Here is a 25,792-nt window from a genome sequence, read left to right on the forward strand (position 1 = left end):
TAAAAGACAAAAAGTTTCTTAAATTATCACATACTTAGATAAGAATTAATATTTTTTAGACAGAATAATGCCGTTTTTTCCCATTTCTTGGTTAATTTTGCAGCCAAAATTAGAAAATAAGAAGATTAAAAACAATAATACACACAAATTATGGCAGAAGCTATTGACATTCGCGAATTGAATATTCGCATTGAACAACAAAGTGCGTTTGTAACAAATCTGACCTCTGGTATGGACCAAGTCATCGTGGGTCAGAAACATCTTGTAGATACATTGCTTATAGGTCTCCTCAGCGACGGACACATATTGCTTGAAGGTGTACCTGGACTTGCAAAGACACTTGCCATCAAAACACTTGCCCAGCTCATCGACGCTGACTTCAGTCGTATCCAGTTCACTCCCGACCTCTTGCCTGCCGACGTGGTAGGTACGATGATCTATTCCCAGAAAGACGAGAAGTTCAACGTGAAGAAAGGTCCTATCTTCGCCAACTTTGTATTGGCAGATGAGATAAACCGCGCCCCAGCCAAGGTGCAGAGCGCGCTCCTCGAAGGTATGCAAGAGAAACAGGTGACCATCGGCAGCCAGACATTCCAACTGCCCACTCCGTTCCTCGTGATGGCTACACAGAACCCTATCGAGCAGGAAGGTACTTATCAGTTGCCCGAAGCACAGGTCGATCGTTTCATGCTCAAGGTCATTATCGACTATCCTACCATAGAAGAGGAGAAACGCATCATACGCGAGAATATCACCGGTAAGATGCCTGAGGTGCGTGCCGTGACCTCTGCAGCAGAGATAATAAAGGCCCGCGATGTGGTGCGTGAGGTGTATATAGATGAGAAAATCGAACAGTATATAGCCGACATCGTTTTTGCCACCCGCTATCCCGACCGTTACGGACTGAAAGATATGAAGTCGATGATTTCATTCGGAGGCAGCCCTCGTGCCAGCATCAGCCTCGCCAAGGCTGCCAGAGCATACGCTTTCATCAAGCGCAGAGGATATGTGGTGCCAGAAGATGTGCGTGCTGTGGCTCACGACGTGTTGCGCCATCGTGTTGGTCTTACCTACGAGGCTGAGGCAAGCAACATTACAAGCGAGGAAATCGTCAGCAAGATAATAAATAAGGTGGAGGTTCCTTAATGGATACTCAAGAGATATTAAAGAAAGTACGCAAGGTAGAGATAAAGACGCGTCGCCTGAGTGCGAATATCTTTGCCGGACAGTACCACTCGGCTTTCAAGGGACGCGGTATGGCGTTCAGTGAGGTGAGGGAGTACCAGTTCGGCGATGACGTGCGCGACATCGACTGGAACGTCACTGCCCGCTTCCACCGCCCTTACGTCAAGGTTTTTGAGGAGGAACGCGAGCTCACCGTGATGCTCATGGTAGATGTCAGCGGTTCGCTCGACTTCGGTACCGAGGTGCAGACCAAGCGCGACATGGTGACGGAGATTGCCGCTACCCTCGCCTTCAGTGCCATCCAGAATAACGACAAGATCGGTGTCATCTTCTTCTCCGACAAGATAGAGAAATATATTCCACCCAAGAAAGGCAGGAAACATATCCTCTATATAATTCGTGAGATGCTCGACTTCAAGCCCGAGAGCCGCAAGACAGACATACGACAGGCGCTGGAGTTCCTTTCGGGAGTTAGTAAGCGACGATGTACTGCCTTCTTGCTCAGCGACTTCTATGTCCGGCAAGACTTCTCACAGTCGCTCGTCATCGGCAACAGGAAGCATGATATTGTCGCCATACAGGTTTATGACCACAGGGCAAAGGAATTACCCGACGTGGGACTGATGAAGGTGATTGACTCAGAGACAGGTTACGAACAGTATATTGACACCAGTAGCAAGAAGTTGCGTACCGCCTACACTCGTTACTGGAACAACAGACAGCAGAATCTTCAGGAGACCTTTAACAAGAGCAATGTTGACTCCATCTCTATTGCCACGAGCGACGATTATGTCAAGGCTCTGATGATGCTGTTCAAGAAAAGAAGCTAAAATGAATATTGTGAAAAGATTTCTCATCATAGTGCTTGTCGTCGTCTGCTCATTAGCGGCTATGGCACAAGTGGATGTGGAGGCAAGGATAGACTCGCTGGAGATGGTCATCGGCCAACAGACAAAGATCTCCCTCACAGTAAAGACAAAGGAAGGCTCGCAGGTGCAATTCCCCACATTCAAACCGCAACAGATGATAACACCTGGCGTGGAAGTGGTGGAGACAGGTCCTGTCGTCACCTCTGATGTCGGCAACGGACTTTGCTCCTATCAGCGCAGCTATACCATAACATCGTTTGACGGTCGTCTCTATTATCTGCCGCCTTTCGAGGTGAAGGTGGGCGGAAAGGCGTATAAGACCAAGAGTCTTGCGTTGAAGGTGCTGGACATCCCCGTTGATACTACAAATGTAGAGAAGTTCTTCGGTCCGAAGGACGTGCAAGACAATCCTTTCCTTTGGTCAGACTGGAGCGTGGTGTTCTGGTTTAGCCTGCTGATGCTGCTCACGGGAGCGGCTACTCTCTATCTCTATCTCAGGCTGAGGGACAATAAGCCTGTCGTGGCTCATATCCGGATTGTCAAGCGTCTGCTGCCTCACCAGAAGGCCATGAAACGAATAGAGGAGATAAAGGCGGAGAAGATGGTAAGCTCAGAAAATCAGAAAGAGTACTACACCCGTCTTACAGAGACCCTGCGTAAGTATATAGAGGAGCGTTACGGTTTCAGGGCAATGGAGATGACAAGTAGCGAGATCATCGACCGTCTTACCGAGACTCAGGACCGTCAGGCTCTCGACGAGTTGCGCGCCCTCTTCCAGACCGCCGACCTCGTGAAGTTTGCCAAGTATTCCACCCTTATCAATGAGAATGACATGAACCTCGTCAATGCCATCGAGTTTATCAACAAGACTAAACTTGAGAACCAGCAAGAAGAGGTTGTGGAGAAACCGCAGCTCACGGAGGAAGAAGAGCGTTCAGTAAAGGAGCGCCGCGTGCTGAAGACTACTATATGGGCTTTTGCGGCCGTGTCGGCGGCGATAATGGTATATGTGGTGTACTCACTGTATCAGCTGTTGACATGAGTCTCGTGATTTTTTTTCCGGGCTTCCGGATTTTCCAGACTTTCCGGATTTTCCAGACTTTCCAGACTTTCCGGGTTTTCCAGACTTTCCGGAATCTCTGGTCTTTCCTGAAATTCCGGAATCCTTATATTAACAAAAAGAAAACATCTTATAGAACAAAATGGAATTTGCCAATAAAGAATATCTTTTCCTACTGCTACTCATCATACCTTATATAATATGGTATGTGATGTATCGGAAGAAAAGCGAGCCTACCATGCGTATGAGCGATACGTTTGTCTTCCGTTACGCGCCAAAGAGTTTGAAGGTGAGACTCATGCCACTGCAGATGTTGCTACGTCTGACGGCTTTCACCTTCTTGGTATTGGCACTGGCAAGACCTCAGACAAGCAACTCATGGAAAAACCGCCAGACTGAGGGTATTGACATCATGCTCGCCATCGACGTATCGACTAGTATGCTTGCAGAAGACCTCAAGCCGAATCGTCTGGAGGCTGCAAAGATGGTGGCGGCCGAGTTTATCTCTGGCAGACCTGACGACAATATCGGTCTGACGATATTTGCCGGCGAGTCGTTTACACAGTGCCCTATGACCACCGATCATACCTCGCTTCTCAACCTTCTGCAGAATGTACGCGCTGACATCGCAGCACGTGGACTTATTAGCGACGGAACTGCCATCGGTATGGGACTTGCCAATGCTGTGGGACGACTGAAGGCATCTAAGGCAAAGAGTAAGGTGGTGATCCTCCTCACCGATGGTAGCAACAATATGGGCGACATATCGCCAATGACGGCTGCAGAGATAGCACAAAGTCTCGGCATCAGGGTTTATACCATCGGTGTGGGAACTAACAAGGTGGCTCCCTATCCCATGCCAGTGGCAGGAGGTGTGCAGTATGTGAATATGCCCGTAGAGATCGACACGAAGACCCTCAGCGAGATAGCACAGACTACACAAGGCGATTTCTACCGTGCCACAAACAACAACGAGCTGAAGAAAATATACAAGGAGATCGACCAGCTTGAGAAGTCGAAGATGAGTGTGAAGAAGTTTAAGAAGAAGTTCGACGCCTTCCCGCCTTTTGTCATGGCGGCAGCCCTTGCACTTCTCCTCGAACTCCTACTCCGCATTACCATATTTAGGAGAATACCATAACAGAGTGTTGACGAAAAGAAAAATAACAATATGTTCAGATTTGAAGAACCAATATATCTCTATCTGCTTGCCATCATCCCTCTATTGGCAGTGGTGAAATGGATGCTTGACAGACAGCAGAAGAAAAGACTAAGACGCTTTGGCGACCCACAGCTTCTGAAGCAACTCATGCCCGACGTGTCGAAATGGCGACCCACGGCAAAGTTCTGGTTGTTGCAGGCTGCCTTGACGCTACTCATCGTGATGTTGGCAAGGCCGCAGATGGGCACTCGTGTAAGCAATGAGAAACGTACCGGCATTGAGACCATCATCGCCATGGACATAAGCAACTCCATGCTTGCCGAAGACGTGGCGCCAAGTCGTCTCGATCGTACAAAGATGATGGTTGAGAACCTCGTGGATAACTTCACCGACGACAAGATAGGACTTATCGTGTTTGCCGGCGAGGCTTTCGTGCAGTTGCCCATCACCAGCGACTATGTGTCGGCAAAGATGTTTCTTTCTGACATCACGCCTTCGCTCATAGTATCGCAAGGCACCGATATCGCTACCGCCATCAATATGGCAGTCAACAGCTTCACCCAACAGCAGGGCGTGGGCAAGGCGATAATAGTGGTCACCGACGGTGAGGACCATGAGGGAGGAGCCGAAGAGGCGGCAAAGGCAGCACGCAAGAAGGGCATGAGGGTGTATGTGCTCGGAGTGGGCTCGCCCGACGGCTCACCCATACCGCTTGGCAACGGCGAGTATATGAAAGACAAGACTGGCAACACCGTGATGACCAAGCTCAACGAGGACATGTGCCGCACCATAGCACAGGCTGGCGGCGGAGCCTACATACATGTTAACAACAACAGCAACGCCCAGCAGCAGCTTGACAACGAACTGGCAAAACTATCCAAGAAAGAGATGCTGTCAACCGTGTATAGCGACTACGACGAGCAGTATCAAGCCTTCGGCGTCATCGTCCTCATCTTGCTCATCATCGAGATATGTCTGCTTGAGAGGAAGAATCCCTTGGCCAAGCGTATCAATATCTTCGGACGTCGGCAGCGTCAGACCACGATGGTCGTGGCATTCCTTATGATGGCTACCTTTGCTTCAGCACAGACCGACCGCCAGTATGTGAGCCAGGGCAACAAGCTCTTCCGCGGCGGACAGTACGACAAGGCCGAGGTGGCATACCGCAAGGCCATTGAGAAGAACCCGCGTAACCCTCAGGCACACTACAACCTCGGCAACTCTCTCATGGCGCAGCGCAAAGACTCTGCCGCCATTCAGAGCCTGCAGAAATCTACCGAGCTTGAGACCAGCAAGACACGTAAGGCCATGGCTTACCATAACATAGGTGTCGTGTGCCAGCAGCATAAGATGTACGGCGAGGCTATTGACGCCTACAAGAACGCCCTCCGTCTTAACCCCGCAGACGACACTACACGCTACAATCTTGAACTCTGCAAGAGGCAGCAGAAGCAGCAACAGCAACAACAGAAAAACCAGCAGCAGAACAAGGATAATAAAGACAAGAACGGCAAAGACAAGAAAGACGAAAAACAACAGAATAAAGACAATAAGCAACAGAACAAAGACAAGGAAAATAAGATGAGCAAGGAGAATGCCGAACAGATGCTCAACGCTGCCATGCAACAGGAGAAGAGCACACAGCAGCGCATAAAGAAAGCTATGCAGAAACCCCGCTCAAACAAATTAGATAAAGAATGGTAATAGATATGAAGAGACTTGTATTGACATTTTTTGCACTCGTGACCATCGCTGCCGTATATGCCCAGAAACTCGTGGGCAATGCGCCGGCACAGGTGGCTGTAGGAGAACAATTCAGACTGACATATACCATCAACACGCAGGACGTCAGCGGATTCCGTGCAGGAAACATCCCCGACGACCTTGAGGTGCTTATGGGTCCAAGACAATCATCGCAATCGAGTTTCCAGATGATCAATGGACATACCAGTTCCTCATCGTCTATTACATATACTTATATAGTGCTCGCCAACAAGGCTGGCTCTTACACCATTCCGCCTGCACAGATCTCTTACAATGGCAAGACACTGCACTCCAACGCCTTGCATATCAAAGTGTCGGGCTCGGCACAGGGCAACCATGGCTCGCAGCAGGGCCGCGGCGGCAACTCCAACGACGACTACGAGATACGCTCTGCTGGCTCACGGATCAGCGGCAGCGACCTCTTCATCAAGGTCAGCGCCAACAAGAAGAGGATACACGAGCAGGAACCTGTGCTTCTCACCTACAAGGTTTATACCGTGGTGGGACTTACCAGCCTGCGCGGCGACATGCCCGACATGAAGGGCTTCCACTCTCAGGAGATTCCTTTGCCCAGGGAGAAGAACTTCGTCGTGGAGATGTTTAACGGCCGACCATACAAGACGGTGAAATGGCAGCAGTGGGTGGTGTTCCCGCAGATGACCGGCAAGCTGCAGATACCAAGCATCACCTTCGAGGGTATCGTGGTGCAGCAGAACAGGGACGTGGATCCCTTCGAGGCGTTCTTCAACGGCGGCTCGGGTTATGTGGAGGTGAAGAAGAAGATTGTGGCTCCGGGACTTGAGATACAGGTCGATCCGCTCCCCTCGCGTCCTGCCAACTTCTCGGGCGGCGTGGGTAAGTTTAACATCACCGCACAGATAGACAAGACCGAGGTGAAGGCCAACGACCCCATTTCGCTCAGGATCATCGTGAGCGGTTCGGGCAACCTTAAGCTCATCAAGGAACCTGCCGTCGTCTTCCCAAAGGACTTTGACAAATACGACGCAAAGGTCACCGACAAGACAAAGATCACTCCTAACGGTGTGGAAGGCAGTATGGTGTATGACATCATGACTGTGCCGCGCCATCAGGGTACTTACGAGATATCGCCAGTGGAGTTCACCTACTACGACACCTCGACCAACTCCTACAAGACCCTCAAGAGCGAAGGGTTTAAGATAAACGTGGTCAAGGGCAGCAGCGCAGCTGTGACCACCTACTCTGAGGATGTGGAACAGCTTAACAAGGACATACGTTACATCAAGACCGGCGACGCTGAGGTACGCCCGCTCGACGACTTCTTCTTTGGCTCAGCAGCCTACTGGATATCACTCGCCGTGCTTGCTGTCATCTTTGTCTCACTGTTTGTAGTCTTCCGCCAGCGTGCCATCGACAATTCCAACATCGGCAAGATGAGGGGCAAGAAGGCCAACAAAGTGGCCACACGACGCCTGCGTGCCGCAAAGAAGCTCATGGCCGAAAATCGCCAGGCTGAGTTCTACGACGAGACCCTCCGTGCCCTCTGGGGCTATGTGGGCGACAAGCTCAACATGCCCGTCGAGAGTCTCTCGCGCGAGAACATTCAGCAGCGTCTCGCCGAACGCGAGGTGACCGACGACACTATAATGAAGTTTATCAACGCCATTGACGAGTGTGAGTTTGAGCGCTACGCCCCTGGCGATGCCAAGGGAAATATGAACAAGACTTTTGAAGCTGCCATGACAGCCATAATGGATATCGAAGACAAGATGAAAAGCAAGCGAAATACAGCATCCGCCAAGTCGGTGATGCTACTCATGTGGCTCATGCTGCTCTGTTCTAACGGGGCAATGGCAATGGCCACAAAGGCAAATGCCGACCGCGCCTACGCCAAGGAACAATACCAGCAAGCCATAGCCGACTACGAGGAACTGCTAAAGGGCGGCTCCTCGGCAGAGATATATTTCAACCTCGGCAACGCATACTACCGCAGTGGCAACATCACACGTGCCATCATCAACTACGAGCGTGCTTTGCTCCTCGCACCAGCCGACGGCGACATCCGCTTCAACCTGCAGCTGGCACGCTCAAAGACCATCGACAAGATCACACCACAGTCGGAGATGTTCTTCTTCGACTGGTACAGACAGCTGGTCAATGCCATGAGTGTTGACGGATGGGCACGCGTGGCGCTGCTCGCCCTTGCCATAGCCATCGTCTGTGCCCTCTACTATCTCTTCTCCGAGAGAATGTGGATGCGTAAGGGTGGATTCTTCGGCGCCATAGCGATGGTGCTCCTGTTTGTTATGGCAAATGTGATGGCACAACAGCAGAAGTCGCGCCTGCTTAACCGCACTGGAGCCGTCGTCGTCTCGCCAGCGGCAGAGGTGAAGAGCTCTCCGGCAAGTAATGGCACCGTACTGTTCAACATCCACGAGGGAACAAAGGTGGAGATAACAGACGGCACCATGAAGCAGTGGAAGGAGATAAAGATTGCCGACGGAAAGCGCGGATGGATAGAATCCTCAAAAATTGAACTTATATGATAGACTCGATACTGCAATACGATAAGCAGTTGCTGCTCAGCCTGAACGGCAGCCATTCGCTCTTCGCCGACGGACTCATGCTCACGCTGACCGACGCCAAGACGTGGATACCGATGTATGTGGCTTTGCTCTATCTCGTCATCAAAAACAACAACTCGATGACAAAGATACTCGCCATCATTGCGGGTGCAGCCCTCTGCGTGCTGTTCACGGGCACCCTCGACGACCTCTTCGTCAAGCCCGTGGTGGCACGATGGCGACCCACCCACGACCCTGAAATAGGATACATGGTAGATGTGGTGGATGGCTACAGGGGAGGCCGCTACGGATTCTTCTCAGCTCATGCCGCAAACACGTTCTCGATTGCCCTCTTCTTCGTACTGCTGGTGCGCAGCCGCTGGTTGAGCGTCGCGCTCGTCTTATGGTCGCTCATCAACTGCTGGACACGCATCTATCTTGGCGTCCACTATCCCATTGACATCGCCGTGGGACTACTCTGGGGAGCCTTCGTGGCGGTGCTGGTGTATGTCCTCTTCAATGTCGTCACTCGCAGTACCAACGGTCACAACAATTACATCTCCACGCAATATACCTCCACGGGATATGTCGTCACCGACACCGACGTGGTGGTGAGCGTATTCGTGTTTACCCTAATGTACGCCCTCGTGAGGGCAAGCATCATAATATAGTACATACACCGACAATGGATACAAGACATATACATATCAGCGACTATAACTATCCCCTCCCCGACGAGCGGATAGCCAAGTTTCCGCTTTCGCAGCGCGACCATTCCAAACTCTTGATATACAGGAAGGGCGAGATATCAGAAGACCATTTCTATAATCTGCCCTCATACTTGCCAAAGGGGGCGTTAATGATATTCAACAACACCAAGGTCATACAGGCACGTCTGCACTTCCGTAAGCCTACGGGCGCCCTCGTGGAGGTGTTCCTTCTCGAACCCGCCGCGCCAGCTGACTACGAGCAGATGTTTCAGACACGTCAGAGCTGCGATTGGCACTGCCTCGTGGGCAACCTCAAGAAGTGGAAAGAAGGCACACTCGAGCGCACGTTTGACGTAGCTGGCCACACCATCACCCTCACCGCCTCTTATCTCGAGGCGGAACGCACGTGCCACCTCATACGCTTCACATGGGACAACAGCTCCGTGTCGTTTGCCGAGATACTTGATACCGTCGGCGAACTGCCCATACCGCCCTACCTCAACCGCGACACCGAGGAGAGCGATAAGACCACATACCAGACGGTATATTCGAAGATCAAGGGCAGCGTAGCAGCTCCCACCGCCGGACTACACTTCACCGACAAGGTGCTTGCCGACATCGACGCCCAGGGCATAGAGCGCGAGGAACTGACGCTGCACGTGGGAGCAGGCACGTTTAAGCCTGTGAAGAGCGAGGAGATCAACGAGCACGAGATGCACACTGAGTTTATCGCCGTGCATCGCGACACCATAAGGAAACTCATCGCACATAATGCCGAGGCCATAGCCGTGGGCACCACCAGCGTGCGCACCCTTGAGAGCTTGTACTTCATGGGACTTAAGGTAATGGTCAACCCCGACATCGCCTCCGAACAACTGCATGTATTGCAGTGGGAGCCATACGACAATGCCACAGACGTCAGTCCGCTCGACTCCCTGCGCGCCCTCGACGCTTATCTCGAGCGTCACCAGCTCTCCACCCTTCATTCCAGCACACAGATCATCATTGCCCCGGGCTATGAGTATAAGATCGTGAAGACACTCGTCACCAATTTTCATCAGCCGCAGAGCACCCTCCTGTTGCTTGTCAGCGCTCTCGTCAAAGGTGACTGGCGCCGCATCTACGACTATGCCCTCGACCACAACTTCCGTTTCCTGAGCTATGGCGACAGTTGCCTGATATTACCATAAAGGAGACAGTTGATTGACAATAGCTTTTTTACTTTTTGATAAGAACAATTAATGAATATACAATGAAAATAGGAGATAAAGTAAGATTTCTTAGCGAGACCGGAGGCGGCCGCGTAGCCGGCTTCCAAGGTAACAACATCGTGCTCGTGGAAGACGAGGACGGATTCCAGGTGCCAACACCAATAAAAGAGGTGGTCGTGATAGACAACGACGACTACAGCACCGCACGCATGGTGGCCGAGAAACAGAAGAACGCCAACCTTCAGGCTGACGACGACACCGACTACGACCCAGCCGACCGCCCCATCACCTTCAAGGCTCCCGCCGAGGAACGCAAGGGCGGCGACAAGCTCTCGGCATATCTCGCCTATGTACCCATGTCGCCAAAGGAGATGACCACCACACGCTTCGAGACATATATTGTCAACGACAGCAACTACTACATGCACTTCGCCTACATGACCGCCGAAGGCAACAACTGGACCCTCCGCGCCACAGGCGAGATTGACCCAAACACGAAACTCTATATCGAAGAGTTCGGACGCGAGGACCTCAACAGTCTCAACCGCGTGGCGATGCAGCTCATAGCCTATAAGCGCAGCAAGACATTCCTCATCAAACCCGCTGTCGATGTGCAGTTGAGAGTCGATCCCGTGAAGTTCTACAAGCTACACACATTCCAGGAAAACGACTTCTTCGAACAGCCAGCTTACGTGCTCACACTCGTGGAAAACGACGAGGAGGCACGACCGCTGGTCATCGACACCAAACGACTTAAACAGGAGATGATGGGGAAGATAAACGCCGACCGGCCGAAGTCACATGCGCCAAAGCACAAGAAAGACGACCCCGACGCTCCCGTAGTGGTCGATCTGCACGCCTCAGAACTACTTGAGACCACAGCAGGCATGTCGGCCTCCGACATACTCAACTACCAGCTCGACCACTTCCGCAAGACCCTCCAGCAGTATTCTGACAAGAAGGGCAAGAAGCTCGTCTTCATCCACGGCAAGGGCGAAGGCATACTTCGTCAGGCTCTCGTCAACGAGCTGCGCTACCGGTATAAGACATACACTTATCAGGACGCCTCGTTCCAGGAATATGGCTATGGGGCGACACAGGTAACCATAAAATAAAACACATTCAACATGAAGTACGGATTAGTAACTGTAGCGGCAGCCATACCACGAGTGAGGGTGGCTGACACATCTTACAACGAACAGGCCATCGAGGAACAGATAGCCGCCGCCGAGCAACGTGGAGTGGATATCATCGTCTTCCCCGAACTCTCCATCACGGGATACTCATGCCAAGACCTCTTCCGCTCCGAACTGCTTCTCGAACGCGCCGAGGAAGCCATCGTCCATCTGCTCGACTTCACACGCAAGCTCGACATCATCTCCATCGTGGGCATGCCAGTCGTGGTGGGCAACACGCTGCTCAACTGCGCCGTGGTTATACAGCAAGGCTCCATACTCGGCATTGTGCCAAAGACATTTCTGCCCAACTACGGCGAGTTCTACGAGAAACGCTGGTTCGCCTCGTCTCTCGATACCCGTCAGCAACAGATATACATAGCAGGAAGCCCCGTCACCATATCGCCCTCGCCTACGGTGTTCGTCACCGCCGACGACGTGAAGTTCGCCATCGAGATATGCGAGGACCTCTGGTCTCCCCTTCCGCCCAGCGATAACCTCGCCCTCGCCGGCGCCGACATCATCTTCAACCTCTCAGCCAGCGACGAGCTCATAGGCAAGCACGACTACCTGCGTCAGCTCGTCTCGCAGCAGAGCGCACGCACCATATCGGCTTATGTCTATTCAAGCTGCGGATATGGTGAGAGCACACAGGACGTTGTGTATGGAGGCAATGCCATCATAGCCGAAAACGGACATGTACTCGCCGAGGCGTCGCGCTTCTCGCTCGAACCGCAACTCACCATCACACAGATAGACATTGAGCGCCTGCGCAGCGAACGACGTCTCAACACCACCTTCTCCATAGCACAGCGCAAGGCTAATGCCGACTTCATCGACGCTAAGCCAACGGCGATGCGCGACTTCGTGCTCACACGACAGTTCGACCCCACCCCGTTCATTCCCAAAGGCGACGACATGAAACGCTCGTGCGAGGAGATACTCAACATACAGACCTTAGGCCTCGCCCGACGTCTCGACCACACCCACTGCAAGAATGTCGTCGTGGGCATCAGCGGCGGACTCGACTCCACACTCGCCCTCCTCGTGTGCGTCAGGGCGTTCGACTATCTCGGTTTCGACCGTAAGGGCATACACGGCATCACCATGCCTGGCTTCGGCACCACCAACCGAACCCACGGCAACGCCGTCAACCTCATGAAGTCGCTCGGCGTCAGCGTCAGCGAGATATCCATAGCACGCAGCGTGACACAGCACTTTGAGGACATTGGCCACGACATTGCCACCCACGACGTCACCTACGAGAACGGACAGGCACGCGAGCGCACCCAGATACTCATGGACGTGGCAAACAAGGTGGGAGGAATGGTGGTAGGTACCGGCGACCTCAGCGAACTCGCCCTCGGATGGGCCACATACAACGGCGACCACATGTCGATGTATGGCGTCAACGCCAGCATACCCAAGACCCTCATACGCCATCTGGTAAGCTACGTGGCCGACAACGAGGTGGACGAACTCTCGCGCACCACCCTGCTAGACATCATCGACACGCCAATCAGCCCCGAGCTCATCCCCGCAGACGAGCAGGGCAACATCAGTCAGAAGACAGAAGACCTCGTGGGACCATATGAGCTCCACGACTTCTTCCTCTACAACTATCTCCGTTTCGGCTATCGTCCGTCGAAGCTCTTCGTCATGGCAAAGGCAGCATTCAACGGTCACGAGCCGTCGGTCAGCAGCTACGACGACGACACCATAAAGCATTGGCTGAGAGTGTTCTTCCGCCGCTTCTTCGCGCAGCAGTTCAAACGCTCCTGCCTACCCGACGGGCCAAAGGTGGGAAGCGTCAGCCTCAGTCCTCGAGGTGACTGGCGCATGCCATCCGACGCCTCAAGCCAACTCTGGCTTGAGGAAATCGAAGGATTATGATATAAAACATGACTGCCCTTACCAGCCTACAATCCGCCGTTGCCCGCCGACAACGGCGGATTGTAGGCGGATTTTCGGCGACCGTCTGCTACCTTTGCGGCGAATTTTCATTTTAATTTAAGGAGTTTTTTCGATTTATCTGTAGTTTTTCAACCCTAACCGTAGTCAAACGTTCGTAACATTTAAACACAACAATGGACAATAGTGAACAACTCTTCTCCAACCTCGTCCGCGAACACAAGTCCACGATTTACACCGTGTGCTATATGTTCTCGAAAGACAACGACGAGGTGGCAGATCTCTTTCAGGAAATCCTTATCAAACTCTGGAAAGGATTCCAAAGCTTCGAGGGACGAAGCGATATCAAGACGTGGGTCTATCGCGTCAGCCTGAACACCTGTATCTCCCTCGACCGAAAAAAGAAACGCCGTAAGAAAAGCGACTCCCTGGCGATGGACATCAACCTCTATGATGACAACGACAGCGATACACGGCAAGTGAAACAACTCTACGAACGCATCAACCGGCTGGGCGTCTTCGACCGCGCCATCATACTGCTGTGGCTCGAAGGCATACCCTACGACGAGATAGCCGACATCGTGGGCATCTCAACAAAGAATGTATCGGTGAAGCTCTACCGAATACGTGAGCAATTGAAAAACATGAAATAAGAAACTCCTTAAATAAATATTTTTATGACAGACATTGAAAACAGCCAAGAGTTAGCAGACCTCAAGGCGCAACTCAACATACTCAAATCGAAACTTGAGCGTCAGACCATCATCAACGACGAACACATACGCACAGCCATGAAGGGAAAGATGTCGTGGATAAGGCGATACATCTGGATCGAACTCCTCGTGATCCTCCCCTTGTGCATCCTTGACTTCGTCTTCCTAAAGTTTATGATCCCCAACATGTCGTGGGCGCCCATCATAGCCATCCTCGTGTTCCTCGCCATACAGATAGGTCTCGACTTCTACATCAACCGCATCAACGACAACGATTGGGAGAACGAAAACCTCGTGGCCACCAGCCTTAAGCTCGTGCGCATGAAGCGTGCCCGCTGGATACAGGTAGCCGTATCGCTCCCCATAGCCGTAGCCCTCTTTGCTTGGTTCTCAAGCTACTTCGAGGGTCCGCAAGGCCAAGCCATGACCTATGGCATGTATATAGGAGGCGTAATCGGCTTCTGCGTAGGCATCGGCATCCTCGTGAGAATGAACCGCACCAACGACCAACTCGTAAAGCAGATCAACCTCCTGCTTAGCGACAAGTAGCAGGAAAACCGGAACTCCCGGAATCTCCAGAACTTCCGGAATCTCCAGAACTTCCGGAATCTCCAGAACTCCCGGAATCTCTGGAATATCCGGAAACCCCGCTTCCCCCGGAACCTCCGGAAACGCAACGTTACGTTTACAGAAGCGTAACGTTGCGGATAAATAAGCGCAACGTTAGGGATAGTACGTCCTGACGTTGCACCAAATAACCAGGAAGGAGGAGCAGAGAAATCTACTGGAGGTAAGAGCCACAGTATGAGCAGTCTACAGGAGGTAAGGACCACAGCTTGGGCAGACGTGCTTTGTGCTTCCGCCCATCTTATTCTTTTCGAAAACAAAACGATATGTGTTCATACTTTCTATTGTTTTTGCGGAGATTTTCGCCAATCTGCCAATCGCCTACATATACAGGCGAATTGGCAAATTGGCAATGGTATCTTATCTCCGTTGGATTAGAAAAATGGCAAACTTTGCCGACCATTGGCTATCTGATTGGCAACCTTTCTTTTGTCTCTTAGATACTTGGTTTTCATCTGCGCCGGTTTTCGTGCAATATCCAAAAGCTACGGACAAGACAATAGTATCGGAGGTATAAGAAGAAAAAAACGGGAAAACGTTTGGCGGTTTCGCTGAAAATGCGTATCTTCGCGACTTGAATGTTGACAATTTGTCCTACAAATATAGAAAGAGCGAAATAGTCGTCCGGATTTTGTTTCTGACATGGCTGATGAATAAAATTTTTAACTTATAAATAATATTTTTGCATTATGATCAAGAGAATTGTAATTATCGTATTGACGTTTTTGCTGAACGTCTTAGCTATCAACGCACAACTGCTATACAAGATTAGCGGTAAGGATATTAAGAAACCTTCTTACATCGTGGGCACGTTCCATCTGGCACAGTCGTCGTTTATCGACTCCATACCAGGACTGCGCGCCGCTATGGAAGAGGCGGAACAGGTGTGTGGCGAACTCGTGACAAGCGAGATGCAGCAGCCGGAGAACCTTCAGAAGATGACGGAGGCAATGATGTTGGAAGGAGGAAAAACCGTCAACGACATCTTCACCCCCGCGGAGATGACACGTCTCAACGCTTTCACCAAGTCGCTGCTTACGGTGGATTTCACCAATCCGATGGTGATGCAGCAGCTCGGCAAGATGACTCCAATGGCCCTCGGACAGCAGTTTTCGGTTCTTATGGTGGCCAGGCGCATGCCAGGCTTCAACCCTCAAGACCTGCTCGACGACTCGTTCCAGAAATATGCCTTAGAGAAGCAGAAGCCAGTGCTCGGCCTTGAGACATTCGACTTTCAGGTCAAGACACTCTTTCTCGGCAAGACTCTCAAACGCCAGAAGGAGGTGCTGATGTGTCTTGTTGACAATCCCGAATACGAAAACCTGCTGTCCGACAACATGATAGCGGCTTACTATGCCAAGGACTTGCAGAAACTATATGATTTAGTAAACGAAAAGCGTAACAACCAGTGCGACGCTACACCTGAGGAAGACGACCTGCTATTCAACAACCGCAACCGCGACTGGATCACTAAGATGCCTGCCATCATGGCTGCCCACTCTACCCTCTTCTGCGTGGGTGCAGGCCATCTGCCTGGAAAGACAGGTGTGTTGCAGCTGCTGAAGGAAGCTGGATACAGTGTAGAGGAGGTAAAGTAGGTGGAGCGTCAGAGGCGGTCACTCCAAATGGGAGATGGTGACGTCGTCAAACTCGTTGATGAGATTGAGGATGCGCTCGTTATGGCCGCCACGCTTTATCCTTATGTCGGCCGTGACGTCGAAGACTTCGCCGTATTTCGTCGAACGAATTTTCATCTCAAACGAACTGATTGAGATGTCTTCTTGCTTAAGACGGTTGAGCACCTCGCTCACCGTCTTTTTTGATTCTGTGGTGAAGCCAAGCTGTACGGCTGCCTTGCCGAGCTGAGGAAGGAGCGTGTGGAGCGACTCCAGGCCTATGAGGACAAGACCTGTGGTGATGGCTGCCACGGCAAACAGTCCCGTACCGCAGGCAAGACCGATGGCTGCCGTGACCCATAAGCCTGCCGCCGTGGTCAGTCCGCGCACCATGTTCTTCTGGAATATGATAGTGCCTGCTCCAAGGAAACCTATGCCTGACACAACCTGAGCCGCCACACGCGACGAGTCCTTGAGGTCGATGCCGAAGCCATACTGCGATACGACGGTGAAGAGCGCACTGCCGAGCGCCACGAGGAAGTGGGTGCGGAAGCCTGCATCCTTGGAGCGGAACTCCCGTTCTATGCCTATTGCTCCTCCAAGGAACATGGCTGCTACGAGTCGAAATGTTATGTCAAGTATCATATGCAAATGGTTTTATAGTTAACTTACTGATGCCGTATTAAGAATTATCCCCCGATTCACATCGAGGGATAACAACAACACAAACACAAAATTATTCTGGATTAACCAGAAATTCATGATAAATAATTGTCATAATATTCTATTGGATGCCTCTCTCGCGAAGCTTCACCTGCCAGTTCCAGGCAGACTTCAGAGTGTCTTCGAGGCTTGTCTCTGCCTTCCAGCCAAGCACGTTGTTGGCCTTCTCAGGATTAGCCCACACCTTCTCGATATCGCCCGGACGACGGGGAGCGAAGGTCCAGTTAAGCTTCACGCCTGTCGATTTCTCAAAGGCGTCAACAATCTCTTTCGTGCTCACGCCCTTGCCCGTGCCAACGTTAAACACCTCGAGTTTGTCGCTATCGGTATCGAGCACGCGCTGCATGGCCTTCACGTGGGCCTTGGCCAGATCCACTACATAGATGTAGTCGCGTATGCATGTGCCGTCAGGAGTGTCATAGTCGTTGCCAAACACCTTTAGCTGCTCGCGTATTCCCATGGCGGTCTGTGTGACGTAAGGGATGAGGTTCATTGGCACGCCGTTAGGCATCTCGCCGATGATGGCAGAGGGATGAGAGCCTATTGGGTTGAAGTAGCGGAGGAGGATGGCCTTGATGTCGGCACCGCTATTGATAAAGTCACGTATTATCTCCTCGTTTACCTGCTTGGTGTTGCCATAAGGGCTCTCGGCAGGTTTTACGGGAGCATCCTCCGTCACGGGGAGGTTCTCAGGGGCGGGCTGTCCATAGACGGTGCAGCTTGATGAGAAGATGATACCCTTGACGCCGTATTTGGGCATGAGTTCAAGAAGGTTGACAAGGCTGACGATGTTGTTGCGATAGTAGAGTAGCGGCTTTTCGACGCTCTCGCCAACTGCCTTGCTGGCGGCAAAATGGATGATGCCCTCAATATCAGGATATTTTGCAAACACCTTGTCCATGCCGTCGAGGTCGCAGCAGTCCATCTTCTCGAATGCAGGACGCACGCCTGTAATCTTCTCTATACCGTCGATGACGTCTGCCTGTGAGTTTGACAGATTATCGACTATCACTACTTTGTATCCTGCATTGATCAGTTCCACGGTGGTGTGTGAACCGATGAAGCCTGTACCTCCAGTGACGAGTATTGTCTGTTTCATATTAAGATTTTTTTTTAAAAAATTATTGATTAGCGCTGCAAAATTAATGATTTTTTCTTATATAAAAGAAAAAGTGACGTATAAATTCAGTTAAACGCCACTTTTTCCCCCTTTTTAGGCTTGTTTATGAAGCTTTTATTCCAATCCGAAGACTATTTTCAGTCCTCCATCGACACCAGAGAAGCCCATGAAGGCAAGGCTGAGTAGTCCAGCGGTGATCATCGTGATGGCCACGCCCTGCATGCCTTTTGGCAGGTTGGAGAACTCGAGTTGCTCGCGCAGGCCGGCAAATACCGTGAGCGCAACACCAAAGCCGATGGCTGTGGAGAAGGCATAGACGATGCTCTCCACGAGCGAGAAGTCTTTCTGGATGACAAGGATTGCCACGCCGAGCACGGCACAGTTGGTGGTGATGAGCGGCAGGAAGATGCCGAGAGCCTGATAGAGTGCGGGCGACACCTTCTTCATGACTATCTCTACCATCTGCACGAGGGCGGCGATGACGAGGATGAACGCTATAGTCTGCAGGTACTGCAGTCCGAAGGCGTCGAGGACGGTCTTCTGTATTATATAGGTGACGATTGTGGCAAGGGTCATGACGAATGCCACTGCAGCACTCATGCCGAGAGCTGTGCTGACCTTTTTCGACACGCCGAGGAATGGACAGATGCCGAGAAACTGTGAGAGGACAATGTTGTTGACGAATATCGCCGAGATAAATATCAGTATGTATTCCATAACGCTATGCCTTCTTAATGTTGTTGATGATTGCTATGAGATAGCCCAAGGAGATGAAAGCTCCCGGAGGCAGGATGAAGAGAAGGATGTTGTAGGTCTCGGGCAACAGGGCGATGCCGAATAGCGAGCCCGCGCCGAGCAGCTCACGTACCATGCCGAGCAACGTGAGGCCGAGGGTGAAGCCGAGGCCAATGCCGACACCGTCGAAGAGGCTTGCCACAGGACCGTTCTTGCAGGCGAATGCCTCTGCACGGCCAAGGATGATGCAGTTGACCACGATGAGAGGTATGAACAGTCCTAGCGACTTGTTTATCTCTGGCAGATAGGCTTTGAGGCACATCTGGAGGATGGTGACGAAAGAGGCTATGACCACAACAAAGACAGGTATGCGTACCTTATCGGGCGTGAGATTCTTTATCAGTGATATTACGATGTTGGAGCAGATGAGCACAAACATCGTGGCAAGGCCCATCGACAAGCCATTGATGGCTGACGTGGTGGTGGCAAGTGTAGGACACATGCCAAGGAGAAGCACAAACGTTGGGTTCTCCTTTACAATGCCGTTGGTAAGTATCTTAATGTATTGCATAATATTATTTTGATATTTAAATATTGAAATATTGAAATATAAAAATATGGATTATTGAAATATGAGAGGAGACTCTCACCATGTCAATCCTCTGGATTTTGGTGATGTTTACCTGCCTGCTGGCTTGCGCCTGAAGAGCCGTCAGTGTCTTGTCCGCGGTCTTGTCCGGCATACACCTGATATGCCTGGTTGACAGCCTTGAGGAAGGCGCGCGAAGTGATGGTAGAGGCGGTAATGGCTTCAACGTCGCCATCGTCGTTCTTCACCTTCAGAGGATTGTCGGCTTTCTTGCCGATGATAGATCCCTTGCCGTCAGCCTGGAACCACTTGTCGGCCTTTGCGCCTAACCCAGGGGTCTCTGATGCCTGAAGGATAGTGTATCCGAGTACTTTGCCCTCGGCATCGAAACCTACAAGCACCTTCAGATCGCCGCCGAAACCCATGGTGACGCTCTCTACGGCTGCGCCCAAGAACTTGCCGCTGCCGTCTGCCACCTTGTGGACTACAAACTTTAGTTCCTTGCCGTCGAAAGTCTGTGAGATCTCATCGTCGGCAGTGACCTTGAGGTCGTCAGCACACATCACCTCTTTGATACCATTGGCAAGTGCCATTTCGTCCTGTAGCTTTATCGGTCCCTCGGTTACATGGTTTACCCATGCGAGAAGTCCGCCGGTGATGACTGCCACGCCTACGAGTACAGCCACCATATTCACGAGTGTAGATTCGAGCTTTTTCATTTCTTTGTTACCTCCCCGAAACGTTTTGGTTTGATGTAAGTGTTAATTAGAGGTGTAAAGGCGTTCATGATCAGTATGGCAAACGACATTCCCTCTGGATAGGCTCCCCAGTTGCGGATGATGACCGTCAACAGGCCGATGCCCACACCATAGACGATCTGTCCGCGACCGCACATGGGCGAGGTGACATAGTCAGTGGCCATGAAGATGGCACCCAACATCAGACCGCCGCTGAACAGCACGGCAATAGGGTCGGCATAGGCCGGATTAGACAGATGGAGCAAGCCGCTGAGCACAAACACCGTGAGAAGGACGCTCACAGGGGTGTGCCAGGTGATGATCTTGCGCCAGAGCATGAAGGCAAGGCCGAGCAGAAGGGCCAAACCACACACCTCGCCAAGCGAACCAGCACCAGCTTGGCAGCTATCAGGCATGCCGATCATGAGGCTAAGACTGCCGGGAAGCTGTTCAAGGACGCTGGCGTCGCCACTCTTTATCGCCCACTTCATAACCGAGAGAGGCGTGGCGCCCGTCTCAGCATCGAGATAAGAGGTGAGCTGTCCGGCCTGTGGCCATGAGGTCATCTGGGCTGGGAAGCTGACGAGTAGGAAACAACGGCCCACTAGGGCGGGGTTGAACAGGTTACTGCCAAGACCGCCAAACGACATCTTTCCCACGCCGATGGCCACAAGGGCACCGATGATGATGATCCACACGGGGAGGTTTGACGGGAGGTTGAAGCCGAGCAGCAGACCGGTAAGGATGGCTGAACCGTCGCATACCGTGGTGCGCTGACTCTTAAGTATATATTTGGCTATGGCCCACTCGAAGACGACGCAGGCGAGGACGCTGGTGGCGCACACTATAGCAGAGCCGATGCCGAAGAGCACCAGCGACACGATGAGGGCGGGCATCAAGGCAATGATGACGCCATACATGTTGCGCTCTACCGAGTCGGTGCCATGGGCATGGGGCGAAAGTGAAACTATTAGTTTTCCCATTTTTTTCTTTTTGGAGACGTTAATTATTTGCTTTTGCTCCGTGGAGCTTAGCTTGGTTATATATAATAAGGTGGCGACGGCATGTCACCACCAGGGTGAACACTATTTGGCGTTGCGAGCGCGGATGATGCCCATCACCGTCTGCTTGCCGAAACGGATGTTGTCGAGGATGGGGCGATGCGACGGGCAGGTGAACTGACACGAGCCGCACTCGATACACGAGGTGACGTCTTCCGCCTCTACCCTATCCCACATCTTCTTTGCCGACATGGTGGCGAGGAGATATGGCTCAAGACCCATCGGACACACGTTGACACACTTGCCGCAACGGATGCAAGGATCCATGGGCTTGCGGCGTGCCTCGTCGTCGCTGATGATGGTGACGCTGTTAGTGCCCTTACATACAGGTACGTCGGCAGTGGTCAGTGCCTTACCCATCATTGGGCCGCCAGCAAGCAGCTTGTTGTCGCCCTCGGGCATGCCGCCACAAAGGTCGATAAGGTTGCGCATAGGTGTTCCCATACGCACAAGGAAGTTACCTGGACTTTGTAGCTTCTTACCCGTGACGGTGGTGTAACGCTCGAAGAGAGGCTTTTGCTTCATCACTGCTTGATAGACGGCGAAGGCAGTGCCCACGTTCTGCACGATGGCACCCACGTTGACGGGGATGGCAGGGGGAGCTGGCACCTGACGGCGTATGACGGCATCGACAAGCTGTTTCTCGCCGCCCTGTGGATAGCGCTGCTTCAGCGGAACCACCTCGATGCGCGGATCGCCTGCCGTCTTCTCTGTGAGAAGGCGTATGGCCTGAGGCTTATTGGTCTCTATACCTATATATCCTTTCTCCACCTTGGCTGCCTTCATGAGGAGCTCAAGACCCACGATGATCTCGTCGGCATGTTCCATCATCAGACGATAGTCGGAGGTGATATACGGTTCGCACTCCACTGCGTTGATGATTACACACTCGGCCTTGGCTCCTGGAGGCGGACAGAGCTTGATGAATGTGGGGAAGCCGGCACCGCCCATACCGGTGACACCTGCCACCTTGATGCGCTCGACGATCTCCTCGGGAGTGAGCTCGGGATGGTCTTTGAGCAGTTCGAGATTATCGCTGCGGTCGATGCTCTCTTCCCATTCGTCGCCCTCGACATTGATGATGATTACAGGTTTGCGGTAGCCAGTGGCATCGAAGGCGGTATCCACCTTTGCCACAGTGCCGGAAACGGAAGAATATATAGGTGCCGAGACGAAGCCACCGGCCTCGGCTATCAGTGTACCCACTTTCACCTTATCGCCACGCTTGACGACAGCCTTTGCAGGAGCGCCTATATGCTGCGAGAGGGGGAAGATAGCCTGCTTGGGCAGCGGAGCCACAACGGTGGCCGACTCTGCCGAGAGCTTGTTCTCTTCCGGATGGATACCTCCTATGCGGAATGTTCTTATTTTCATACTGTTAGTTGTTTAGTAATAATGTTTTAGTTGATGCTTGTCTCTTTCTCGCCTTCGCCCTCAGATGGAGCGGCTACTGGCTTTGGCTTTGGTGCAGGGAAGTTGACAGCCACGATGGCGTGCTGCGGACATACCTTCTCGCACTTACGGCATACGCGACACTTCTCGTGGTCGATATAGGCGAGACTCCCATTCATGGTGATAGCACCGAACGGACACTCCTTCTCACACTTGCCGCAACCTATACAAGCCACAGAGCAGGCGGCCTTGGCGGCAGGACCCTTGTCTTGGTTGACGCACCTTACATAGACACGACGTCCCTTAGGACCCTTCTTGCGGATCTCGATGACATGGCGCGGGCAAACCCTTGAACAGGCACCACAGCCGCCACACTTCTCCTCGTCAACCTCTACGATACCCGTCTTGGGATTGACATGAATGGCGTCGAGCGAACATACGGCAACACAGTCGCCGCAGCCAAGACAGCCGAATCCACATGCCGACTCGCCTGCACCGCAGGCATGCATGGCGGCACACGTGCGCAAGCCTGAATACTCTGCCACCTGCGGACGATGCTCGCAAGTGCCGTTACATCTCACTACTGCCACTTTCGCCTCGGTATTGGCAACAGCCATGCCAAGGAGGTCGGCAACTTTTTCCATGACCTCATGTCCGCCTACAGGGCAGCTCAGTCCGTCGATGCTTCCAGCGTCGGCACCTTTTACAAGGGCGTCAGCCAGTCCCGAACAGCCTGGAAATCCACATCCGCCACAGTTAGCCTGCGGCAAGAGGGCAGCCACCTCAGCGAGGCGCGGGTCTTCCTTCACAGCAAATTTTTTGGAGCACACGTAGAGCACTGCTGCAGCTACGAGACCTATGGCTCCAAGCACAATAACTGCGATAATGATAAAATCCATTTTCTATTTGTTGTTTTATTAATATTATCGTTTTTATTCGTTTGTCTTCTCTATCTCAAAACTTACGCCACGTGTGACGCGTTCGCCAAGAAAATATATAATAAGGTAGTATGGCACAAGTACTCCAAGTCCGATAAGGGCGGAGAGAATCTCGTCAGAGGTGATCCAAAGGGCTATGAGCACTGCCGCCACCATGACGAGAAAAGGAAAGACAAAAGCTATCGTCATGGCACGACTCACAGCCGAGGGCGATGTTGACACCACCACGGTGTCGCCTATGACATAGTCGGCGGATGCTGCCGTACTTACTTCGATAATCTTCTCCTTAGACTCGGCGGCATTACAATGACTCGCTACCTTACATGCACTGCATGCCGAGGTCTGCAAGATGCGCACGCAGACCTTACTACGGTCGATGCTAACTACCGTGCCATTATGTTTTATTTTGTCATTCATCTATGTAAAAAGACGTCTCATTGACTGAAATATTGTTTTTGCACTGCAAAATTACTACTATCTTTCGAACTAACCAACAAAAAACGTCCTTTTTTGCAAAAAACATTCGTAATCGTTTGCAAAGACACTTTTTTTTACTAACTTTGCCGAAGAATTAATAATATGACAAAGCAATGAAAGCTTCAGAACAGACAATCAAACAGGTAGAACGTGCCATCTGCAAGGTGGCAGACAAGTTTCCATCAAACGTCGAGGCAACATTACTGACCGACATTCACCTTAGGGCAAACCAGGAGACGGGAGAACTTGTCGCGTTTGACGATGATGACAACGAGATAACACGTGCTGTCATCGAACAGTGGATAGGCAATACCGACGAGAAGTTCTATGAGAACATCACGTCGGTGATAAGGAAGTGTATAGAACACAAACGGAACATAGTGGAGGAGATGTCGATAATAAAGCCGTTCTCCTTCGTGTTGGAAGACGACGAAAAGTCTGATGTGGCTGAGTTGTTTGTCGTTGACGGCGACACGGTGATCTTTGACCCTGAACTCATGGCGGATCTCGATCAGGACCTCAACGACTTTCTTGACAAACTTCTGAAAGATTGACTACCTCAACGACATTCTCAGAAAAATGTCGATGGACTAACTATCTCCTCAGTTCCCAAAACGTCACAGCTGCAGCTGCTGCCACATTGAGGGAATCGACGGCGTGCGACATCGGTATGCGCACTACGTAGTCGGAGGAGGAGATTACCTCCCCTGGCAAACCGTCGCCTTCTGTTCCCATGATGACGGCAAGGCGGTCGATGGTCTTCAGCACAGGATGGTTGAGGGGGATGGAGTCGTCAGACAATGCCATGGCGGCTGTCTTGAATCCTTGTTTGGCAAGAGACGTTATGGGCGTGTCGAGCCACGTCCACGGCACCAGGAAGACACTGCCCATCGACACGCGTACCGAACGGCGGTTGAAGGGGTCGCACGAGTCGGGTGTGAGCAAGACGGCGTCAATGCCGAGTGCTGCTGCCGAACGGAATATGGCTCCAATGTTTGTGGTGTCGCATACAGCATCTATCACCACCACACGGTGTGCATCCTTGCATATCTCCTCCACCGTGGGCAACAACGGACGATTCATAGCGCAGAGCACGCCACGGGTGAGTGTATAGCCAGTGAGTTGTGAAAGGAGCTGTCGGTCGCCGGTATAGACTGTGAGGGAAGGGAAACGGCTGATTATATCACTTGCGTCGCCGTCAATATGCCGTCGCTCGCACAGAAGCGACAGAGGCTGGTAGCCAGCGTCGAGTGCCACACGTATCACCTTTGGGCTTTCGGCAATAAACACCCCACCCTCCGCCTCTTTTGACTGGCGCAGTTGTGCCTCGGTGAGCGAACTGTAAACATCAAGTCCTGGCTCGTTAAGTGATGTCACTTCGATAATATTCATAGTGTTTCTTTTCTTCTTTATATCTGAAGTCTTAACTCCAGTATTTGCTTTTTCCGGAAACTTCGGATTTTCCGGAATCTCC

At 51.9% G+C, this 25,792-nt stretch carries 24 protein-coding genes; 14 read left to right on the forward strand and 10 right to left on the reverse strand.

Annotation, left to right across the window (positions count from 1 at the left end; genetic code table 11):
• The first annotated feature begins 150 nt into the window (after window positions 1–150).
• The 13 genes from CIK99_RS08615 to CIK99_RS08685 all read left to right on the forward strand — a co-directional run bounded on the left by CIK99_RS08615 (window position 151) and on the right by CIK99_RS08685 (window position 16,528).
• Window positions 151–1,146 (forward strand): MoxR family ATPase, encoded by a 996-nt coding sequence (locus CIK99_RS08615; protein WP_094381121.1) that lies wholly within the window; start codon window positions 151–153, stop codon window positions 1,144–1,146.
• A complete protein-coding gene (locus CIK99_RS08620; protein ID WP_094381122.1) occupies window positions 1,146–2,015 on the forward strand; it encodes a DUF58 domain-containing protein in 870 nt (289 codons plus the stop codon). Before CIK99_RS08615 ends, CIK99_RS08620 begins: the two co-directional genes overlap by 1 nt.
• A gap of 1 nt (window position 2,016) precedes the next feature.
• A complete protein-coding gene (locus CIK99_RS08625; protein ID WP_173805339.1) occupies window positions 2,017–3,096 on the forward strand; it encodes a BatD family protein in 1,080 nt (359 codons plus the stop codon).
• Window positions 3,097–3,256: 160 nt separating this feature from the next.
• Window positions 3,257–4,255 carry a VWA domain-containing protein gene (locus CIK99_RS08630; protein WP_094381123.1) on the forward strand — a complete coding sequence of 333 codons (999 nt, stop codon included), beginning with the start codon at window positions 3,257–3,259 and terminating at the stop codon, window positions 4,253–4,255.
• Between the two features lie 30 nt (window positions 4,256–4,285).
• Window positions 4,286–5,980 carry a VWA domain-containing protein gene (locus tag CIK99_RS08635; protein ID WP_094381124.1) on the forward strand — a complete coding sequence of 565 codons (1,695 nt, stop codon included), beginning with the start codon at window positions 4,286–4,288 and terminating at the stop codon, window positions 5,978–5,980.
• Window positions 5,981–5,985: 5 nt separating this feature from the next.
• Entirely contained in the window at window positions 5,986–8,565 is a 2,580-nt protein-coding gene (locus CIK99_RS08640) for a BatD family protein (RefSeq protein ID WP_094381196.1), read from the forward strand.
• The gene (locus CIK99_RS08645) at window positions 8,562–9,254 is read left to right on the forward strand and encodes a phosphatase PAP2 family protein (protein ID WP_094381125.1); all 693 of its coding nucleotides are present in this window, start codon (window positions 8,562–8,564) and stop codon (window positions 9,252–9,254) included. Before CIK99_RS08640 ends, CIK99_RS08645 begins: the two co-directional genes overlap by 4 nt.
• Window positions 9,255–9,268: 14 nt before the next feature.
• Window positions 9,269–10,483, forward strand: a complete 1,215-nt coding sequence (locus CIK99_RS08650; protein ID WP_094381126.1) for an S-adenosylmethionine:tRNA ribosyltransferase-isomerase — start codon at window positions 9,269–9,271, stop codon at window positions 10,481–10,483.
• Window positions 10,484–10,545: 62 nt separating this feature from the next.
• Window positions 10,546–11,619 (forward strand): DUF2027 domain-containing protein, encoded by a 1,074-nt coding sequence (locus tag CIK99_RS08655; RefSeq protein ID WP_094381127.1) that lies wholly within the window; start codon window positions 10,546–10,548, stop codon window positions 11,617–11,619.
• Between the two features lie 12 nt (window positions 11,620–11,631).
• Window positions 11,632–13,572 (forward strand): NAD(+) synthase, encoded by a 1,941-nt coding sequence (locus CIK99_RS08660; protein ID WP_094381128.1) that lies wholly within the window; start codon window positions 11,632–11,634, stop codon window positions 13,570–13,572.
• A 194-nt stretch (window positions 13,573–13,766) separates the two neighbouring features.
• Window positions 13,767–14,243, forward strand: a complete 477-nt coding sequence (locus CIK99_RS08665; protein ID WP_094381129.1) for an RNA polymerase sigma factor — start codon at window positions 13,767–13,769, stop codon at window positions 14,241–14,243.
• 24 nt (window positions 14,244–14,267) lie between these two features.
• Window positions 14,268–14,852: a hypothetical protein gene (locus CIK99_RS08670; protein ID WP_094381130.1), complete on the forward strand. Its 585-nt coding sequence runs from the start codon at window positions 14,268–14,270 to the stop codon at window positions 14,850–14,852.
• Between the two features lie 767 nt (window positions 14,853–15,619).
• On the forward strand, window positions 15,620–16,528 hold the full coding sequence (locus CIK99_RS08685; protein WP_094381132.1) for a TraB/GumN family protein: 909 nt from the start codon (window positions 15,620–15,622) through the stop codon (window positions 16,526–16,528).
• Between the two features lie 18 nt (window positions 16,529–16,546).
• On the opposite strand, the gene CIK99_RS08690 is transcribed toward CIK99_RS08685, so the two are convergent.
• The 9 genes from CIK99_RS08690 to CIK99_RS08730 all read right to left on the reverse strand — a co-directional run bounded on the left by CIK99_RS08690 (window position 16,547) and on the right by CIK99_RS08730 (window position 24,258).
• The gene (locus CIK99_RS08690; protein ID WP_094381133.1) at window positions 16,547–17,197 is read right to left on the reverse strand and encodes an MgtC/SapB family protein; all 651 of its coding nucleotides are present in this window, start codon (window positions 17,195–17,197) and stop codon (window positions 16,547–16,549) included.
• Window positions 17,198–17,330: 133 nt separating this feature from the next.
• Window positions 17,331–18,368, reverse strand: coding sequence for a UDP-glucose 4-epimerase GalE (gene galE, locus CIK99_RS08695; RefSeq protein WP_094381134.1), 1,038 nt, complete (start codon window positions 18,366–18,368; stop codon window positions 17,331–17,333).
• A gap of 135 nt (window positions 18,369–18,503) precedes the next feature.
• Window positions 18,504–19,106 carry an electron transport complex subunit RsxA gene (gene rsxA, locus CIK99_RS08700; protein ID WP_094381135.1) on the reverse strand — a complete coding sequence of 201 codons (603 nt, stop codon included), beginning with the start codon at window positions 19,104–19,106 and terminating at the stop codon, window positions 18,504–18,506.
• A 4-nt stretch (window positions 19,107–19,110) separates the two neighbouring features.
• Window positions 19,111–19,695, reverse strand: a complete 585-nt coding sequence (rsxE, locus tag CIK99_RS08705; RefSeq protein WP_094381136.1) for an electron transport complex subunit RsxE — start codon at window positions 19,693–19,695, stop codon at window positions 19,111–19,113.
• Window positions 19,696–19,778: 83 nt separating this feature from the next.
• Entirely contained in the window at window positions 19,779–20,432 is a 654-nt protein-coding gene (locus CIK99_RS08710) for an RnfABCDGE type electron transport complex subunit G (protein WP_094381137.1), read from the reverse strand.
• A complete protein-coding gene (locus CIK99_RS08715; protein ID WP_094381138.1) occupies window positions 20,429–21,433 on the reverse strand; it encodes an RnfABCDGE type electron transport complex subunit D in 1,005 nt (334 codons plus the stop codon). Before CIK99_RS08715 ends, CIK99_RS08710 begins: the two co-directional genes overlap by 4 nt.
• 102 nt (window positions 21,434–21,535) lie before the next feature.
• Complete coding sequence (gene rsxC / locus CIK99_RS08720) at window positions 21,536–22,885, reverse strand: electron transport complex subunit RsxC (RefSeq protein WP_094381139.1); 1,350 nt, start codon at window positions 22,883–22,885, stop codon at window positions 21,536–21,538.
• A gap of 26 nt (window positions 22,886–22,911) precedes the next feature.
• Entirely contained in the window at window positions 22,912–23,802 is an 891-nt protein-coding gene (locus CIK99_RS08725; RefSeq protein WP_094381140.1) for a Fe-S cluster domain-containing protein, read from the reverse strand.
• Between the two features lie 33 nt (window positions 23,803–23,835).
• Window positions 23,836–24,258: a SoxR reducing system RseC family protein gene (locus CIK99_RS08730; RefSeq protein ID WP_094381141.1), complete on the reverse strand. Its 423-nt coding sequence runs from the start codon at window positions 24,256–24,258 to the stop codon at window positions 23,836–23,838.
• A gap of 173 nt (window positions 24,259–24,431) precedes the next feature.
• On the opposite strand from CIK99_RS08730, the gene CIK99_RS08735 reads away from it, so the two are divergent.
• The gene (locus CIK99_RS08735; protein ID WP_094381142.1) at window positions 24,432–24,872 is read left to right on the forward strand and encodes a hypothetical protein; all 441 of its coding nucleotides are present in this window, start codon (window positions 24,432–24,434) and stop codon (window positions 24,870–24,872) included.
• 40 nt (window positions 24,873–24,912) lie between these two features.
• Here the strand turns inward: CIK99_RS08735 and CIK99_RS08740 are convergent, their stop codons facing one another.
• Window positions 24,913–25,710 (reverse strand): RNA methyltransferase, encoded by a 798-nt coding sequence (locus CIK99_RS08740; protein ID WP_094381143.1) that lies wholly within the window; start codon window positions 25,708–25,710, stop codon window positions 24,913–24,915.
• Window positions 25,711–25,792: the final 82 nt, after the last annotated feature.

Source organism: Prevotella sp. P5-92 (assembly GCF_002251245.1).
In the GTDB taxonomy this organism is placed as follows: Bacteria; Bacteroidota; Bacteroidia; order Bacteroidales; family Bacteroidaceae; genus Prevotella.